The organism is Scytonema sp. NUACC21 (assembly GCF_054684315.1).
The window spans coordinates 50,135-67,104 of sequence record NZ_BAAFZH010000088.1; the positions used below are offsets into that span (position 1 = coordinate 50,135).

The window sequence follows — 16,970 nt, forward strand, 5'->3', positions numbered from 1 at the left end:
AATGCAATAACAAGTAGCAGGGTTAAATGGACAGATAATTAATGAACTGAACTAAGTATGCCAGTATGAAAAAACTTAACTAGAGAAGATTCTCCTTAGTCATTTGTCAAAAGTCATTGGTAAGGATTACCGACGTCTTTACATTTTTCAATCTAGTTTTGTTGATTCCCGACCGCTTACTTAGTTCAAGCAATTTTAAGACAGTTAAGACAGTTAAGACAGTTAAGTAGATTGATGGAACGCGGTCGATGAAAAATGGCAGTCTGAGCTAGTTAACTTTATGGGTGACCAAATATTTAATAAATTTTTATTTTCAGAAATCTACTGCCTTACTTATAATTAATTAATCTGTTATTTTACCCATTATCTCAATCAAATTTTTCTATGCGATATCAGGTAGGCGGCAGTCTCTTGCATAACGATCCAACCTATGTTGTTCGTGAAGCAGACGGAATACTATATAACGCATTGAAGGCAGGCGATTTTTGTTACATCTTAAACTCACGTCAGATGGGAAAGTCATCTTTATTACAGCGAGTCAGTTATCGTCTGGAACAAGAAGGCTTTGCTTGTGTTTACATAGATGTCTCAAGATTGGGGAGCGATGAAACTACACCATTACAATGGTACAAGGGCACGATTTTTAGTTTATTTCACTCTTTAGACTTAGCACGACATATTAATTTCAAAGATTGGTGGCAACAGCAAACAGACCTTTCACCCGTACAAAAATTACATCAATTTGTTGAAGAGGTGTTGCTACGTTACGTGCAAGAACAGCGCATTTTCATCTTCATTGATGAAATTGATAGCTTGCTGAGTTTGAATTTCCCTAGCAACGACTTTTTTGTTTGGATTCGTCATTGCTACAATCAGCGATCGCACAACCCAAAGTTTAGGCGTCTTGGATTTGCCCTATTTGGTGTAGCCAGTCCCAGCAGTCTCATTTCTGACAAACGCCGAACACCTTTTAACATTGGTAAAGCCATTGAGTTATACGGCTTTCAATTAGATGAAGCCAGACCTTTACTTAAAGGCTTAGAAGCTGTGGTTAACCAAAGCGAAGCCGTGCTGCGAGAGATTATTTTCTGGACTAAAGGACAGCCGTTTTTAACCCAAAAACTCTGTCAGTTAGTCTGTCAAATAGCCTTAGAATCTGACACCCAGATGATTGCTTTACCTGTGGGCTCAGAGAAATTTTGGGTAGAGCAACTCGTGCGATCGCGCATTATCCAACATTGGGAATCACAAGACGAACCCGAACACCTGCGTACAATTCGCGATCGCCTCCTCTTTGACGAACGGAAAGCAGGACGCCTATTGGGACTTTATCAACGCATCTTGCAAGCAGAAGAGGTAGATAGTACGACACTAGAAAAGTGGAGAAGTCAAAAAGTCGATAGTGGTAATGATGTACTTTCGTCTGCTCCCGATCTTCTCGTACCAACTGATGACAGCCAAGAACAAACAGAACTCTTGCTCTCCGGCTTAGTCGAAAAGCGCAATGGCTATCTCCGCATAAAAAATCCTATCTACCGCAATGTCTTTAATCCTGAATGGGTCATCAGGCAGTTAGATAATCTCCGCCCTTACTCACAGACATTCAATGCTTGGGTTAAATCCAGTTTTCAAGATAAATCGCGTTTGTTGCGAGGACAGGCATTCAAAGACGCTCAAACCTGGGCGCAAGGCAAAAGTCTGAGCGACCTTGATTATAAATTTTTAGCTGCCAGTCAGGAATATGAAGCACAAGAGGTACAAGTCGCACTAGAGGCAGCAAGAACAAAAGCAGTAGAAGCACAACTCGAACAACAGAACAAAGCGGCTAAAGCACAAAGATTACTGCTGATTACAGTGTGTATTGGGTTAATGATTTCTAGCGTATTGGGTATAAAAGTATTTGTTCTATACCGTCAAGCTGTCAGGAGCGAAATTCAAGCAAGAAATAGCGAAATTCAAGCTCTAACATCCTCTGCTGAAGGGTTGTTTGCTTCAAATCGCCCCTTGGATGCACTTGTAGAAGCAATTAAAGCCAGAAAAAAATTGCAAAAGCTAGGGGAGGCAAACCCAACTATCAACCACAGAGTGGAAAATATATTGCGCCAAGCAGTTTACAACAGCAATGAATACAATCGTTTATCAGGGCACACAGCAGCTGTTCTGGCAGTAGATATCAGTCCCGATAAATCTCTCATTGCCTCAGCAAGTGTAGATAATACAGTTAAGCTTTGGCGAGTGAATGGGACAGAGGTGGTGACACTCAAAGGTCACAAAGCAGCAGTGAGAGCTGTGGATTTTAGCTTTGACGCTCAGATGCTTGCTAGCGCAGGTGACGATCGCACCATTAAACTCTGGAAACGGGATACTACAGACGCCTCATGGCACGTCTCTACAACTCTCCAAGGTCACACTGGAGGAGTCTGGGGAGTCGCCTTTAGCCCAGATGGACAATTCATTGCTTCTGCTAGTTTTGACAAAACGGTAAGAATCTGGAAGCTTGATGGCACTCTACTGAAAACCTTTAAAGATTATGCTACGGAGTTTACGAAAGTCAGTTTTAGTCCTGATGGTCGAAGGATTGCTGCAGCATCTACAAACCAAGGCGTAAAAATCTGGAAGCGAGACGCCACGGGCTGGCAAACCGCAAAGCTGTTACAAACACTTGAAGGTCATAAAGGTTGGGTTGTAGGATTAGCTTTCAGCCCCGACGGTCAAAGCATTGCTTCATCAAGTGAAGACAAGACCGTCAAACTCTGGCAGCAAGACGGCACTAATGGGAGGTATCGCCTCTCTAAAACTTTTCAAGGTCACAGTGCAGGTGTTTGGGGAGTCACTTTTAGTCCTGATGGTCAGAAGATTGCCTCTGCCAGTCATGACAAAACAATTAAACTTTGGAACATTGATGGTACCGAGCTAAAGACTTATAGAGGACATAGTGCCTCGGTTTGGCAGGTTATATTTAGCCCCGACGGCAATTCTATTGCATCAGCCGGATCGGAAAACGTTGTCAGACTTTGGCAAACTGAGAATCCGTTTCAGAAGACAATCACCGCTCATAATGCTGGAATTTGGTCAATAGCCATTACCTCCGACAATTCAACAATCGCAACGGCAAGCCACGAGAAGACTGCTAAATTTTGGAGCCGCCAAGGTAAATTGCTCAAAACTTTGACTGAAGATGACACGACAATATTTCAGGTATCATTTACAGATGACAACAAGTTCATTGCTGTTGCTACTAGTGATGAGACAGTAAAACTTTCGACACCAGATGGTGGCACAGTCAAAGCTTACAAATCTCCTAAGACTCAGTTCTTAGCAGCCTTAGTAAGCCCAGACGGTCAAACATTTGCAATGGCAAATATTGACAACCTTGTTCAGATATGGCCAAGGAATCGTCCTGTCCCGATCGATCTTCGAGAACATCAAGCGGAAGTTTGGGATGTCATCTTTAGTCTAGACAGTCAGATAGTTGCCTCCGTCAGTGCTGATAATACTGCAAAGTTGTGGACGCGTAATGGCGAGTTGCTGAAAACTCTCAAAGGTCACACAGCATCGGTATGGAGAGTAGCCTTTAGCCCTGACAGTAAAATGGTAGCCACTGGAAGTGGGGACAATACTGTAAAGTTGTGGACGATTGACGGCAAGTTGCTTAGAACCTTTAAAGGACACACAGCTGCTGTGTGGGGAGTTGCGTTTAGCCCTGACAAACAAATTATTGCTTCCGGAAGCGTAGACGCTACTGTGAAACTATGGAAGCTTGATGGTACCGAACTCACAACCCTCAAAGGACATACTGCCGCAATTCGACGGCTTGCCATCAGTCGCGATGGTAGTTTGTTAGTTTCAGGGGGTGATGACAATATACTTATTCTGTGGAACCTACAGCAAATTCTCAACCTAGATGCCCTGGCTTACGGTTGCCAGTTCGTACAAGATTATTTAAAAAGCAATGTAGCAGTGGAGGATAGCGATCGCTTCCTTTGCGATTCCACTCTAGCCGAGAACAATTAATGAAACAGATGCATAGCCGATCGACACAATAATCAATTTAATGAATTTCTTTTTTGTCAGAGCCTCACGTCGTGAGGCTTTTTTGCTTTGTGCTATTTGCCAATTTTTAACGGTGCTGAATAAGCGATCGCTTCACAGTTTGGCTCAAGGATTTTAAGAGAGTTTTGATTTGCCACTGGCTCAAGCTGATTGATAATTTCGTGAAGCCGATTGTTAAGAGTTGTGGGACGATTTCTTCTCATGGTAGTGAACCCTAACTAGCTGCTTGTTGTTTAGAGAGTATTTTTACTTAAACAATATATGAATAAAAATAAGGTTTGCTTGAGATTACCAACAATATCTAAAAATGATAAAAAATATACTTTTACATAAAAATAGTGTTGAAAAGAATACTTATTTCTGACATCTATCTAAAGGTATTTATCTTTTATGATTTTTATCTTAGCACAGAAAAAAGTATTTATTCCGAAAGAAAGAAAATTCTAGATGATAAAAAGTTGATTTATCCGTATTATTCCCATGCTAAAAAATCTTTCCACCAACACGTAGATCTCTCAAAGAGGGCGTAAATATTAGTTTTTCAATTAAGTACGAGTCCAAACTGCAGTGATAAAACCGTATATGAAAATCCCGCCAAGTACAATTTGCACTATGACGGGGCTTTCTAAATTGCAATATTTCAGTTGTAAGGGCTCTCGGCCGAGAATCCCTATCTGTGTACTTCATTTACCTGCAAAATGCTGTATGCAGTATAACTACTCAGCAATAGGTTCTAAGAGCTTGATATTCGAGAAGATCAATTCTTGAGTCAACAGCTGTCCTTCGGTTTCGGTGGAAATTAAGCGGCGATTTAAGATAACGTAGTTGCCTACCTTTTCGTACTCATCTTCAAATTCACTTCTTCCGCCCTTTTGTTCGCCGGTTTTTGGGTCATGGTACACAGAGTCATAGCGGTGAGAGAGATAGCCTTCACCTGTATCGTGACTGCTAAAGGTATTAACAGTCACAACAACGCCGTGGATGTGACGGTGAACAAGACAAACTTCGTTATTGCGGACTTTATATTTATCTCCTTCTGCCTTACCGCCCATAATAATCTCGACGGCACCAGTCGCATCAGTCGCACCATAGCTAAAGGTATTTGCACTATGAGTTTCCTCAAAGGTACGGCGAATCCGGTGAATGGCTATCTCCCATAACTGGTTGTTAATCACCTGTTTTGCTTGCTCGTCATCCACTTCAGACACTTCTGCCTTCAGATTAGCGTTCACACGCACTTTACCTGCAATCACTTTCTCGCCATGCTTGTAGGTTACATCAGCAGTATATCCAGGAAAATTTTTATCCCAAGTGTAGCGATTTTCGTAAGCCGCCCGGAAGAGTTCTTGGGCAGAAACTTGTGTTACAGTCACGTGCTTCTCCTATAGTTACTAATTATGTTCGGTTTTTACCTTTGCTGCTATCAGCTAGCATAGAAAATAATTATTAAGAATGCATAGTCCTCAAGTGGGTACACTTATAGTTCAATGGCTAACTCTCTTCATACCCTATTTCATGCGATCGCCAACGCCCGCGATGAGCAAGAACTAAGATTAGCTGTTATGGATACAGTGGGCGAGTATTTTGGCGTACAACATTGGGGTTTATACTTGTTGGATGACCAAAACACTACTGAGGTTGATGTTCAGGTTATGCCAGATGTTTGTATAGCAAGCAACCCAGTAGGGCAGTATGTCGTTGAGCGTCATGCTCCAGTTCACGAGCAATTGGTGTTACCTTCAGGTGATTGGAAACATTTTTGCTCGCGCCAGGACCACGAACACGTGATGAGCGGACCCATTGTTTGTGATGGTCGTCTTATCGGAACACTCAATTTGACCCGTGCTAGTGGCGATCCCGCCTTTGATGCTAACGATCTCGCCGATGTGAGCGCATTATGCTTGCATTTATCCGCAAAAATTGCTACTTTACAAGCACAGACAAAACCAAAATCCTCTAACTCCCCTTTAGCTAATCGCCTAACAGCGCGGGAGTTAGAAATTGCTGCCCTAGTAGCGAAGGGCTTAACGAATGCAGAAATCGGCGCACAACTGTGGATTACACAAAATTCAGTTAAGCAAGCTTTAAAAAGAATGTTTCGTAAGTTGGGAGTTTCAGCCCGTACTGAAATGGTCGCCAAGCTACAAGATGTACTTGCTTCCAGTTAATGGAATAAAACCCTCCCCATAAATCACAAATCAGGAGAGACTTGGGGAGGGTGCCTTTATACGGTCAATTCTGAGAGTCTTAATTCAGCGGATATGTCAGCATCCAGTTGTATTTATTATTTAATTGGTTGTATGAGCCTTGAAGAATTAATCTCAGAGCAGTTCGAGTTTTCAGGTAATCCCTGATTAAATGCATTCCAGGTTTGGCAGAAATTCCATCTATCTGTTGTAAAGTGCCAAACGGCTTTTGACAGTAGCTGCCTGCGCCTTTTACTGTAAACACAAAGAATGGAGTTTGCTCGTATTTATCTGGAACCATAAAGATGCCATACACATGGTGTTCCCCAAGCCACGGCTGAATGACTACCTTAGTAGCGTACACTTGGTATTTTGCAGTTTTTGATGTAAAGATAGCTTCAATATTACAGTTGGAATTATTTAGAGGTAAGCTTAAATAAACTATTGTGAGAACAGACAGTCCCAGAAGAAATGTAAAAACAAATTTGTATTTGCGAAACATAGATTTTTGCTGGCAAATAATTGGTAATTCGCAATACCAAATAATTACGAATTACCAATCGTAAATGCTTACCAAATACCTCGATTACAAAAGGCCGACCATGTGCAGCAACCCATGACCTGTGATGAGTTCAATAATCAATGCTAGGAAGCCGAGCATGGCAATACGACCATTCCAAACTTCCGCACTTGTGGTCATACCCCACTCCCAACGTTCGGGTGGGTAAATTCTGACCTTTTTCTTCATTTGGGTAACTTGCGAGAGCTTGAAACTTGGAGATTTCAATGCATCAATTACCAAGTCTGCAAGTGCTTTAACAAACACTGGATGAGTATTGAGAGCTGGTACGCGCCGGAAGTTGTGAATGCCTACTTCTTCTGCAAGTTCCCGATATTCAATATCAATTTCCTGTAATGTCTCAATATGTTCTGAAACAAAACTAATGGGCACGACAACTAAGTCTTTTACTCCTTTGGTTCCTAATTCCTGTATCGCATCTTCCGTGTACGGTTGCAGCCACTCTACCGGTCCCACACGACTTTGATAAGCTAAAGTATGAGCATTTGGTCGATTGAGGGTTTGCATAATCAACTGGGTGCATTCCTCTATTTCTTGTTGATAGGGATCGCCTGCTTCTTCAACGTAACTCTTAGGAACACCGTGGGCGCTAAAAAAGATATGAGCTTCATCGGGATTGGGACATTGGTCTATTTCCTGCGCTATCAGTTCTGCCATTGCTTGGAGGTAGCTTGATTGTCTGTACCAAGAAGGAATGACAGTGTGATCGATACGCTGAAGCCCTGGATCTTCTTGCCACAGTCTTTGTAATAATCTGAAGCTCGAACCACTTGTACTAATAGAAAATTGGGGATATAGAGGTAATATAACGAGATGTTCTATTTGGTCTTGGGTGATTTTGGCGATCGCTTCTTCTGTGTAAGGATGCCAGTAGCGCATACCAACGTAAATATTAGCTTCTTGCCCTTGGACGCGAAGTTGTTCTTTCAGGGCTTCCCCTTGAGCTTCAGTAATTCGCCGTAATGGTGAACCCCCGCCTATCTGCTTGTAGTTTTCTTGGGATTTCTTTGTACGCCGTGAGGAAATCAACCAGGCTAGTGGTCGTTGCAACCAGGGAAACGGTAGGCGAATAATTTCTGGATCTGAAAACAGGTTGTACAAAAAGGGTCCAACATCCTCTAATTTATCTGGACCACCGAGATTGAGAAGTAAGACGCCTACGCGACCCATAGCAGTTACTATCCCCAAATCTTTTCAGCTTTTTTACTAATGTTAACAATATATCTTGATTGAATAGCTAAGTTAACAACAAGGAAAGAAACTGTGGCAACAATTTTACGAGATTGGAGTTACCGGTACCAATGGCTCTATGACGGTATATCCCGTGTAGCTGCTTTGAGTGTAGGCGGGGAAAGGCATTTCCGGCAACTGACTTTACAAGATGTCGCAATTGACTCAGATACTAAAGTCCTAGATTTATGTTGCGGCAGTGGACAAGCAACACAATTTTTAGTGAAATCTTCACAAAACGTAACTGGTTTGGATGCTTCCCCATTGTCTCTCAAACGGGCACGTAAAAATGTTCCCCAAGCGCAGTACGTAGAAGCTTTTGCTGAGGATATGCCATTTGCAGATAATGAATTTGATATTGTGCATACGAGTGTAGCACTCCATGAAATGGAACCACAGCAACTACGACGGATTGTTCGAGAAGTTTACCGGGTGCTGAAGCCTAAAGGGGTATTTACGCTCATGGATTTCCACAATCCCACGAATCCCTTATTTTTACCCGGTCTATGGATATTTTTACTTTTGTTTGAGACAGAGACTGCTTGGCAATTGCTAAAAACTGATTTGACTGGATTATTGGTAGAAACTGGATTTAACGTGGATAAGCCAAAATTGTACGCAGGTGGCAGTTTGCAGGTGATTCAAGCTAGGAAATAAGTAGGTCGGTAAGAAACAACGTCATTGGTTAGGGACCGTCCTTTGTCATTTGTCATTAGTCATTTGTGATTTGTCCTTAGTCCTCAGCCATTTGTCATGGGTTAGGGTATCAGAGATATTTACAATTTGTAATGTATTTCTGTTTATTCCTGCCCACTGACTGAATACACCTATATCTGGCATTGGTTTCATCTCTGTTTCAATAACACAAATTTAGGGCAAGCACAATGCTTACCCCAAACAAAATATGCTTAAGTTTTTGCTCGACTTAACGCCGCCAGAACCAGCCTAAAAGTATGCTACCTAGCGCCAGTTTTACTGCTTCTAATACCCAGTAACTTATATGTAATAAGTTCATAATTGCTGGAGTATCAATAGCCGTTTCAAAGAGATTCAGTTGAAGACCGAGAGCGGACATTTGCGGAGTCAGGAAATAAGTATCAACTAGAGCTATGGCTAGTAATACCACGGATAGAACAATTGCACTCCGACGCCATTTAGCTTCGGTATTACACCAAGCTAACACACTAGTTAATACCAAGCTGGCAAACAATAATTCGATGCGATTAAAATTCCAGAAAATTACGTAACCTGCTGATGCAAAACCGGGCTGACCCATCATACCCGAAACGTATAAGCTAGGCATAATTACCCAACTTAAGAGAAGGCTCGCACCGAGCCAAAAGCCCAAAGTGATTACAGCAACTGCTTGCCAAATTGGTCGTTTGAGTTCGACGTTAGAAATAGCATTCATAGGAAAATTGCATAGATTTATATCTCCAGTCTCTAACTTAACAAATCCTTTTGACAACAAGTATCAATTATCTTTTACAATTGGTAGCAATTTGACAAAGAATTACGGTTATCTCTAGTTATTCCGTACCTTATCTCAATAACTTCTTAATAATACTTAAATATTGTTATTAACAGGAAACAGGGAGCCCCTATAGATAAGGAACGAGATTTTATTTTATTTATAAAGAAATTCAGGGAAGTCTTCGCATCTGGTAGATTGCAGTGCTGGAAGTGTTAGTATATTAGGTGTATGTACGTAAAATATTAAAGTATCGAGCAGGGTGTGGAACCTGTTGTCTCTCTAAACGATAGGAAGCAATGCGCGTTGTATATTTACTCAGTACAGCAATGGCTTGTACGGTAGCAATTGGTGATTGGTCGGGAAACTTGAGTCAAGCAGTTCAGTTACAGGATGGGAAGGTGTATTTCACTCAACCACCATCCCTTGTAGAGGCAGTTACAACTTATAAGAACGTCAATGCATGGGGTGCGACATACTACTTCACTGTTAGCCTACCGGAAACTGCTGGTGAACCCCTACAAAAGATAACAATTAATCAACGAGAGGGCGTGGATCGTATTCGCTTTGACCTTAAAGACAGTGTTGCTTTTGAAGGCACCCGTTCTAATAAAGGACAGCGAGTGGAACTGAAAGATATGAGTAGCGATCGCAAGACAAAAACAGTATCGCTGACGTTCGAGCCACCTTTGTTACCTGGTAAAACCGTTACCATAGGTTTAAAGCCAAGACGAAACCCAATGGTTTCCGGAGTTTATCTTTTTGGAGTGACAGCGTTTCCACCAGGAGACAAAGCCCACGGTCAATTTCTTGGCTATGGAAGGTTACATTTCTACAATAATGGATTTGATTCTATAGCTCCATCTGGATTTTTTAGAGGTTGGCATTAAAGAAGTCAGTTAGCGACCCACCAATCTCTGAGATGGTGGGCAGTACCTATCCTGGGTAAGGGCAAATATTTATGTATTAACTTTAACGAAAGTATTGGGAATAGTTTCAGTAGATGCACCATGACAAACAGAATTTATTTTTCCTTAAAAGTCCATACCCCGTCATCCCAATCACTATCTGACGGAGGTTTCTGCAGCCAGTAGTGACAGCGCTGTAAATGTAACATTGCAGCTTGGTCTTTGCTATCGATTTCTAAGACTTTAGCAAATTCATTTCTAGCATGGGTAAATTGTCGCCTTATATAATGTTCGCGACCTAGATGATAATGCTCAATGATTTGCAGTTTTTTACTAGTAATAGGATCGGAACGCAAGCCAACAAGTTCATAAATGGCAACTGGTTCTTGTCTCCCTTTGACGCGAATAAAATCGAGTTCTCGCGCCCACACTTGAGATCGGCAAGGTTCATAGGTATTGTCGCTAATAATAATGTCGCATCCGTACTGTTTGCTAACGCTTTCTAGTCTAGAACCAAGGTTGACACCATCACCGATCGCTGTAAATTCCATCCGTTTGCTAGAACCAATGTTACCGCTGATTACAATATCAGAGTTGATGCCAATACCAATGTTGATTTTTGGTTTGTTAGCGGCGTGACGGCGTGCATTAAATTCTTGCAACCGATGGCGCATTTCTATAGAGGATTGGACTGCCATCCAAGCGTGTTCCTGTAAAGGCAATGGAGAACCGTATACAGCCATAATGGCATCACCAATATATTTATCTAGGGTGCCTTTGTATTGGAAAACTGCCTCTACCATTGATTCAAAATATTCGTTGAGCATACTCACCACTTCCTCTGCTTCTAGGTTTTCTGTTAAAGTGGTGTAGCCTCGAATATCAGAAAATAAAATCGAAACTTCTTTTCGATCGCCCCCCAACTTCGCATCATCCAATTTCAGGAGTTCTTCTGCTAATTCCTGAGTCATGTAGCGGTACATGGTACTCTTGGGTTTATCCAGGTCATAAACTTAGGTAAAACGGCGTTGTGGTGACACAAAATTACGGGCTCTCGAAATCCATTGAGATTAGAGAGCCTTAATTATTTAAATTTAAATATTGGATGTGAAGGCTGATAGTAGTTATTGGTTAGTGGCAAAATATCAGCTTCTCAAGCCATAGAGGCACTCACTACTTCACTACTAACCACCAACAACCGAAACCTTCTGAAAAATTGTGGCTGCGCTCTTCAGCGGAAAAATTTGTGTAAGCTCTTCTTAATTTTGGGAACAAATACGCGTTAGAATCGCAGGAATTAGGTTAAATTATGGTTAAAGCTGTAAGAAATTGTTACAAGTAATTGATTCCGTGTTTTCAGCTTCGGTCTTTAAACTTAACAACGGTTTAACACTGATTCATCAAGAAATTCCTACTACCCCTGTAGTAGTAGCAGATATTTGGGTACGTGCTGGTGCAAAAGTTGAGCCAGAACCCTTATTTGGTATAGCTCACTTTTTAGAACACATGATTTTTAAGGGGACAGCAAAACTACCGCCTGGAGTGTTCGACCAAAGGATCGAAAACCGGGGCGGGGTGACTAATGCGGCGACAAGCCATGATTACGCCCATTATTCTCTCACCACAGCTTCTTCATACTTAAAAGATACGTTACCTTACTTAGGAGAGTTGCTGTTGAACGCAGCAATACCAGAGGATGAATTTATTCGCGAACGGGATGTTGTTTTCGAGGAAATTCGTCAAGCATACGACGATCCCGATTGGATAGGATTTCAATGTCTGGTGAACAGTATCTACCAACATCACCCTTACGGACGTTCGGTGTTGGGGGGCGAGGAAGAATTGATGCAAACCTCACCAGAGATTGTGCGCTGTTTTCACCGGACTCACTATCAACCAGAAAATATGACGGTGGTGATAGTAGGGGGAATAGACCAAGAACAATCCTTAGACTTGGTCAGCCAAACTTTTACTGATGTTGCCCAACACAATTGCGATCGCCTGCCAAGCCAGAAAGAAGTTGTAGAGCCAATTATAGCTGGAATTCGCCGTCAAGAATTACACTTACCGCGATTAGAACAAGCACGGTTGTTAATGGGGTGGACCGGACCTGGAGTAGAAAAACTCCGAACCTCTTATGGTTTGGATTTACTCTCAGTCCTTTTGGCGGAAGGAAGGACATCACGTCTGGTGAGGGATCTGCGAGAAGAACAGCAGTTGGTACAAGGTATTTGCAGTAATTTTTCCCTACAGCGTGATTCGAGTTTATTTACCATTACAGCTTGGTTGGAACCAGAAAATTTAGAGCGTGTAGAAGCTTTGATTCGCTTGCACTTAAATGATTTGCAAACCAATGGTATTACCAATCAGGAATTAGTCCGATGTCAGCGGTTGCTATGTAACGACTACGCCTTTTCAACCGAGGCTCCAAATCAACTTGCAGGGCTGTATGGTTACTACAACACGATTGCAAAAGCTGAATTAGCTGTAACCTATCCCCACCAAATAAAATCCTACACGACTCAAGAACTGCAAAAATTAGCACAAGAATTTCTTTCTCCCAACCATTACGCGGTAACAGTTTTGAAACCTTGTTAGTCATTAGTCATTCGTCATTAGTCATTCGGACAAATGACAAATGACAAAGGACAACTAACAAATGACAAATGACAAAGGACAACTAACAAATGACAAATTCGCTGCAAAAATCCTCTATCCAACGCTCAGTATTAAATAATGGCATTGTGGTTTTGGTAGCAGAAAATCCGGCTGCGGATATTGTTGCAGCGCGGATTTTTGTACGTGCTGGAAGTTGTTATGAAAACCAAGAGCAAGCTGGTTTGGCGCATTTGCTATCAACAGTACTTACTAAGGGATGTGATGGGCTTTCCAGTCTGGCGATTGCTGAAAAAGTAGAGTCTGTGGGAGCAAGCTTGAGTGCAGATACAACGGCTGACTATTTCCTAGTATCTTTGAAAACAGTTACATCAGATTTTGCAGAAATCCTGAAACTTGCAGGGCGAATTTTGCGCCAACCGACGTTTCCAGAAGCAGAAGTGGAATTAGAAAAGCGTATTGCTCTACAAGATATTCGCTCCCAACAAGAACAGCCGTTTACAATTGCTTTTGACCAACTTAGGTATGTGATGTACTCCAATCATCCCTATGCTAAATCGGCATTGGGAGATGAAACAACTATGAGCCGCCTAACTCGTAGAAATTTAGTGCAGTTTTATGAAACTCATTTTCGTCCAGATAACATCGTTATCAGTATTGCTGGGCGAATTACAGCAAGCGATGCAACGACGCTTGTAGAAGAAGTTTTTGGAGATTGGCAAGTTCCTTCCAATCAACCTCAACCAGTACTCAATTTACCAGACCTTAAGGTAGAACCTCAGGTGAAAATTACACCCAAGCAAACACAACAATCCATTGTCATGCTGGGTTATTTAGGTCCATCCGTAAGTTCTGATGAGTATGCGGCGTTGAAATTGCTGTCTACTTATTTAGGAAACGGTCTTTCCAGTCGCTTGTTTGTTGAACTGCGGGAAAAACGGGGTTTAGCTTACGAGGTATCTGCATTTTATCCAACAAGGATTTTTCCTGCTTCATTTGTTGTGTACATGGGGACAGCACCAGAAAACACCAAGATAGCCCTTTCTGGGCTGTGGAAAGAAGTTGATTTACTGTCTGCAAGTCTGTTAGACGAAGAGTCCCTCCAAACCGCTAAGAACAAAATACTGGGACAGTACGCTTTGGGTAAACAAACTAACGCCCAAATTGCTCAGATTTATGGCTGGTATGAAATTTTGGGGCTGGGAATTGATTTTGATAGGGAATTTCAGAAGGCGGTTGCATCTGTGAGTGCTTCAGACGCAATGGAAACGGCTTGTCGGTATTTACGGGAACCTTATGTGTCTCTAGTCGGTCAAGAACAAGCGGTTTATAGTGCAATCGAGTAGCCGTTCGCTTTAATCCTTAAGAGGGATTGTATCAGACTGGTTTCTAAGTTGCATTCTACACCAATATATAGATAAGTATATAAACATGAGATTTCCCAGGGGCAATTTTCATGAAAAGCAGCATCAAGACAAGTCTTTTAAACGGCTTAAGATTCCCTTATCTTCTGGTAAATGGTTGTAGAATCCAGCACAAGCAAAGATCGAAATCCCGATTGAGTATGGAAGTATTAATGTGTATTTCTGTACCTGTACTCCTTGGTTTTTCTCCTACGCTATCAGTTGCAGCACCAACACAAACCGTTGCACAAGCATCTCCTAGAGTAGGAGTGAACCGCCCTAATCTTAAAGTAGGCAGCCAGGGAGAACCAGTTTCAGAACTGCAAGCAGCGCTCAAACTTTTGGGCTTCTATACAGGTACAGTAGATGGGGTTTATAGCGAAAGTACTGCGATCGCTGTTTCTCAATTCCAGCAAGCCGCCGGTTTAAAGCCAGATGGTGTTGTTAATGCTACCACATGGCAAAGACTTTTCCCCAGTGAATCGGTTGCATCGTCTTCTGTCTCTTCTTCTAACTCTGAAAGCTTCCCCATTCCATCTCAAACTTCAAGGAATAATACAGTTGTCATTCCCAGCACCGAGCAAAGAACAACTACGACGACTACCACTAATACGAATAACAGAGCTGAGAATTTAAAACCAGAGCCAAGACCTGTAACCGCCACTACCAGCAGATCGGTTACTGCAAAGCCCGAACCAAGACCCACAACAAGAGTTGCAACAAGTACGTCAGACAAACCCTCTTCAAGACTAACATCATCTACTCGGTCTGGTTCATCTACTTCTTCCCGACAAGCGACTCGAAGCCGACAGAGCACGAGTTCTCAGTCATCTAATTCTCGCCAAACGACTCGAAACCAACAATCAGCCCGTTCTGGCTCGTCCGCTAGAACTCAGCAAATCGCATCTCTTCAGTATACTTCAGATGGATTGCCGATTTTACGTCCGGGAATGCGTGGTTCTGAAGTTGCCCAGTTACAACGACGACTGCAAAGACTTGGTTATTTAGACGCAGGGGCTGTTGATGGAGACTTTGGTTCAGCAACAACGGCTGCAGTTATATCTTTACAGAAACGTTATGGCTTAGAAGCAGATGGTGTTGTAGGAGGAGCCACTTGGGAAATTCTCAATCGGCGACGGGAACGTTAAGCAATATCGGGTTTGGTTGAATAAGACGAGCATGGGGACGCGGGGTAGTCGATGGGAAATGTTTCGGCGCAGTCCCCAAATTCAAATAGTCATTTTTCGCTGTTGTGTCTCAGAAACTGCGGATACGAACGAATCCAATTTAGGTTGGACACCATTGTTGTGAAGCGGTAATCTTGATGCTAGTAATACAGCAGTAGCTCTCGAAACCATCGAGCGTAACACAAAGTGACAAGTCCAACTGATTGCAAAGCTGAAAGCTCAGGAGAAGGAAAGGGAGCAACTTTTACCGTCACGCTGCCTTTTGTGCCGACTCCGATTTCAACAACCCAGGAGGTGGCATTTATGCAAGACGCACTCACTTTGCAGGGGATTCAGGTTCTGACCGTGGATGACGACACAGACAATTTGGAGTTAATTACCTTTATTCTGGAACAAGCAGGTGCCAGTGTGATTTCCGTGTCCTCTGCAGAAGATGCGCTGCAAATGCTCCATCAAGCTAAATCTGATATTTTGATTGCCGATATCGGTATGCCTCACATGGATGGTTATACCATGCTGCGCCATGTGCGGGCTATGCCACCAGAACAAGGAGGGCAAATTCCCGCAATCGCCCTCACTGCCTATGCAGGAGAAATCAATGAGCAGCAGGCATTAGCAGCAGGATTTCAGTTGCATATTCCCAAACCCGTCGATCCGGAAATCTTGGTGAAAGCGATCGCTCACATTATGAAGCCAGCTAATTGTGAGAATGCATAATGATTGTTCCTAAGACTGTTATTTTCTATACAAAATTCCAAAATTGCTATTGCTACATCGAAATTTGATCCCAAAATTGTAACGTCATTGAGAATTGTGTCAAATCAGCCATCGGTCGCTAAGATGGTATCTGACCGCTCTTTCGATGCTTGCTCAATAAAAAAATGTCAGGAGAATACTAATGACACAGGCGAAACATGGTGATACCGTAATGGTTCACTACGAGGGTAAACTATCCGACGGCACAGTATTTGATGCCTCTACAGACGGTAGCCCTTTGCAGTTCACAATCGGTGAAGGAGAAATCATTCTTGGATTTGAACAAGCAGTTCTGGGTATGAGTGTTGGCGAAACAAAAACCGCAGAAATTCCTTCAGATCAAGCTTACGGTCCACATCAACCAGAATTAGTACTCAACGTTGAGCGCAACCAGTTACCCCCAGACTTTGAGGTCGAAGTTGGTCAGCAGTTGCAAATTCAGCAAGCCCCCGGACAATTCATACCTGTTACAGTCACTGATGTCTCAAGCGAAAATGTGACCTTAGATGCCAATCATCCATTAGCAGGAAAAGACCTAGTCTTCGATATCCAGCTTGTAGACATCGCCGCTTAAAAGTTT

Annotated in this window: 14 protein-coding genes and 1 pseudogene; 9 read left to right on the plus strand and 6 right to left on the minus strand. The window is 42.4% G+C overall.

Annotated elements, in window-relative coordinates; translation table 11 throughout:
- Positions 1–384 precede the first annotated feature (384 nt).
- Positions 385–4,014, plus strand: coding sequence for a WD40 domain-containing protein (locus ACYRY3_RS22590; protein WP_460203883.1), 3,630 nt, complete (start codon positions 385–387; stop codon positions 4,012–4,014).
- A gap of 92 nt (positions 4,015–4,106) precedes the next feature.
- On the opposite strand, the gene ACYRY3_RS22595 is transcribed toward ACYRY3_RS22590, so the two are convergent.
- Together ACYRY3_RS22595 and ACYRY3_RS22600 are read right to left on the minus strand one after the other, a co-directional pair.
- A complete protein-coding gene (locus tag ACYRY3_RS22595) occupies positions 4,107–4,256 on the minus strand; it encodes a hypothetical protein (RefSeq protein WP_460203885.1) in 150 nt (49 codons plus the stop codon).
- A gap of 513 nt (positions 4,257–4,769) precedes the next feature.
- A complete protein-coding gene (locus tag ACYRY3_RS22600; protein ID WP_460203886.1) occupies positions 4,770–5,426 on the minus strand; it encodes a DUF3386 domain-containing protein in 657 nt (218 codons plus the stop codon).
- A gap of 114 nt (positions 5,427–5,540) precedes the next feature.
- Between ACYRY3_RS22600 and ACYRY3_RS22605 the strand changes: the two genes are divergently transcribed.
- Entirely contained in the window at positions 5,541–6,221 is a 681-nt protein-coding gene (locus ACYRY3_RS22605; RefSeq protein WP_460203887.1) for a LuxR C-terminal-related transcriptional regulator, read from the plus strand.
- 79 nt (positions 6,222–6,300) lie between these two features.
- Here ACYRY3_RS22605 and ACYRY3_RS22610 read toward each other — a convergent pair whose 3' ends face one another.
- Positions 6,301–6,741, minus strand: a complete 441-nt coding sequence (locus tag ACYRY3_RS22610) for a hypothetical protein (protein ID WP_460203888.1) — start codon at positions 6,739–6,741, stop codon at positions 6,301–6,303.
- 84 nt (positions 6,742–6,825) lie between these two features.
- On the minus strand, positions 6,826–7,989 hold the full coding sequence (gene hemH, locus ACYRY3_RS22615; RefSeq protein WP_460203889.1) for a ferrochelatase: 1,164 nt from the start codon (positions 7,987–7,989) through the stop codon (positions 6,826–6,828).
- Positions 7,990–8,082: 93 nt separating this feature from the next.
- On the opposite strand from hemH, the gene ACYRY3_RS22620 reads away from it, so the two are divergent.
- Positions 8,083–8,706: a class I SAM-dependent methyltransferase gene (locus tag ACYRY3_RS22620; protein ID WP_460203890.1), complete on the plus strand. Its 624-nt coding sequence runs from the start codon at positions 8,083–8,085 to the stop codon at positions 8,704–8,706.
- Positions 8,707–8,974: 268 nt separating this feature from the next.
- Here ACYRY3_RS22620 and ACYRY3_RS22625 read toward each other — a convergent pair whose 3' ends face one another.
- The gene (locus tag ACYRY3_RS22625) at positions 8,975–9,460 is read right to left on the minus strand and encodes a DUF4149 domain-containing protein (RefSeq protein WP_460203891.1); all 486 of its coding nucleotides are present in this window, start codon (positions 9,458–9,460) and stop codon (positions 8,975–8,977) included.
- 359 nt (positions 9,461–9,819) lie between these two features.
- On the opposite strand from ACYRY3_RS22625, the gene ACYRY3_RS22630 reads away from it, so the two are divergent.
- Positions 9,820–10,410 (plus strand): DUF2808 domain-containing protein, encoded by a 591-nt coding sequence (locus tag ACYRY3_RS22630; protein ID WP_460203892.1) that lies wholly within the window; start codon positions 9,820–9,822, stop codon positions 10,408–10,410.
- A gap of 134 nt (positions 10,411–10,544) precedes the next feature.
- On the opposite strand, the pseudogene ACYRY3_RS22635 reads toward ACYRY3_RS22630, so the two are convergent.
- Positions 10,545–11,426: pseudogene (locus ACYRY3_RS22635) on the minus strand (adenylate/guanylate cyclase domain-containing protein); the annotation flags it as partial.
- Positions 11,427–11,778: 352 nt separating this feature from the next.
- Here ACYRY3_RS22635 and ACYRY3_RS22640 point away from each other — a divergent pair.
- The 5 genes from ACYRY3_RS22640 to ACYRY3_RS22660 all read left to right on the plus strand — a co-directional run bounded on the left by ACYRY3_RS22640 (position 11,779) and on the right by ACYRY3_RS22660 (position 16,964).
- Positions 11,779–13,026 (plus strand): M16 family metallopeptidase, encoded by a 1,248-nt coding sequence (locus tag ACYRY3_RS22640; RefSeq protein ID WP_460203893.1) that lies wholly within the window; start codon positions 11,779–11,781, stop codon positions 13,024–13,026.
- 89 nt (positions 13,027–13,115) lie between these two features.
- Positions 13,116–14,390 carry a M16 family metallopeptidase gene (locus ACYRY3_RS22645; RefSeq protein ID WP_460203894.1) on the plus strand — a complete coding sequence of 425 codons (1,275 nt, stop codon included), beginning with the start codon at positions 13,116–13,118 and terminating at the stop codon, positions 14,388–14,390.
- Between the two features lie 218 nt (positions 14,391–14,608).
- Positions 14,609–15,595: a peptidoglycan-binding domain-containing protein gene (locus ACYRY3_RS22650; protein WP_460203895.1), complete on the plus strand. Its 987-nt coding sequence runs from the start codon at positions 14,609–14,611 to the stop codon at positions 15,593–15,595.
- A gap of 225 nt (positions 15,596–15,820) precedes the next feature.
- Positions 15,821–16,351, plus strand: coding sequence for a response regulator (locus tag ACYRY3_RS22655; protein ID WP_460203896.1), 531 nt, complete (start codon positions 15,821–15,823; stop codon positions 16,349–16,351).
- 181 nt (positions 16,352–16,532) lie between these two features.
- Positions 16,533–16,964: an FKBP-type peptidyl-prolyl cis-trans isomerase gene (locus tag ACYRY3_RS22660; protein ID WP_460203897.1), complete on the plus strand. Its 432-nt coding sequence runs from the start codon at positions 16,533–16,535 to the stop codon at positions 16,962–16,964.
- The last annotated feature ends 6 nt before the right edge of the window (positions 16,965–16,970 follow it).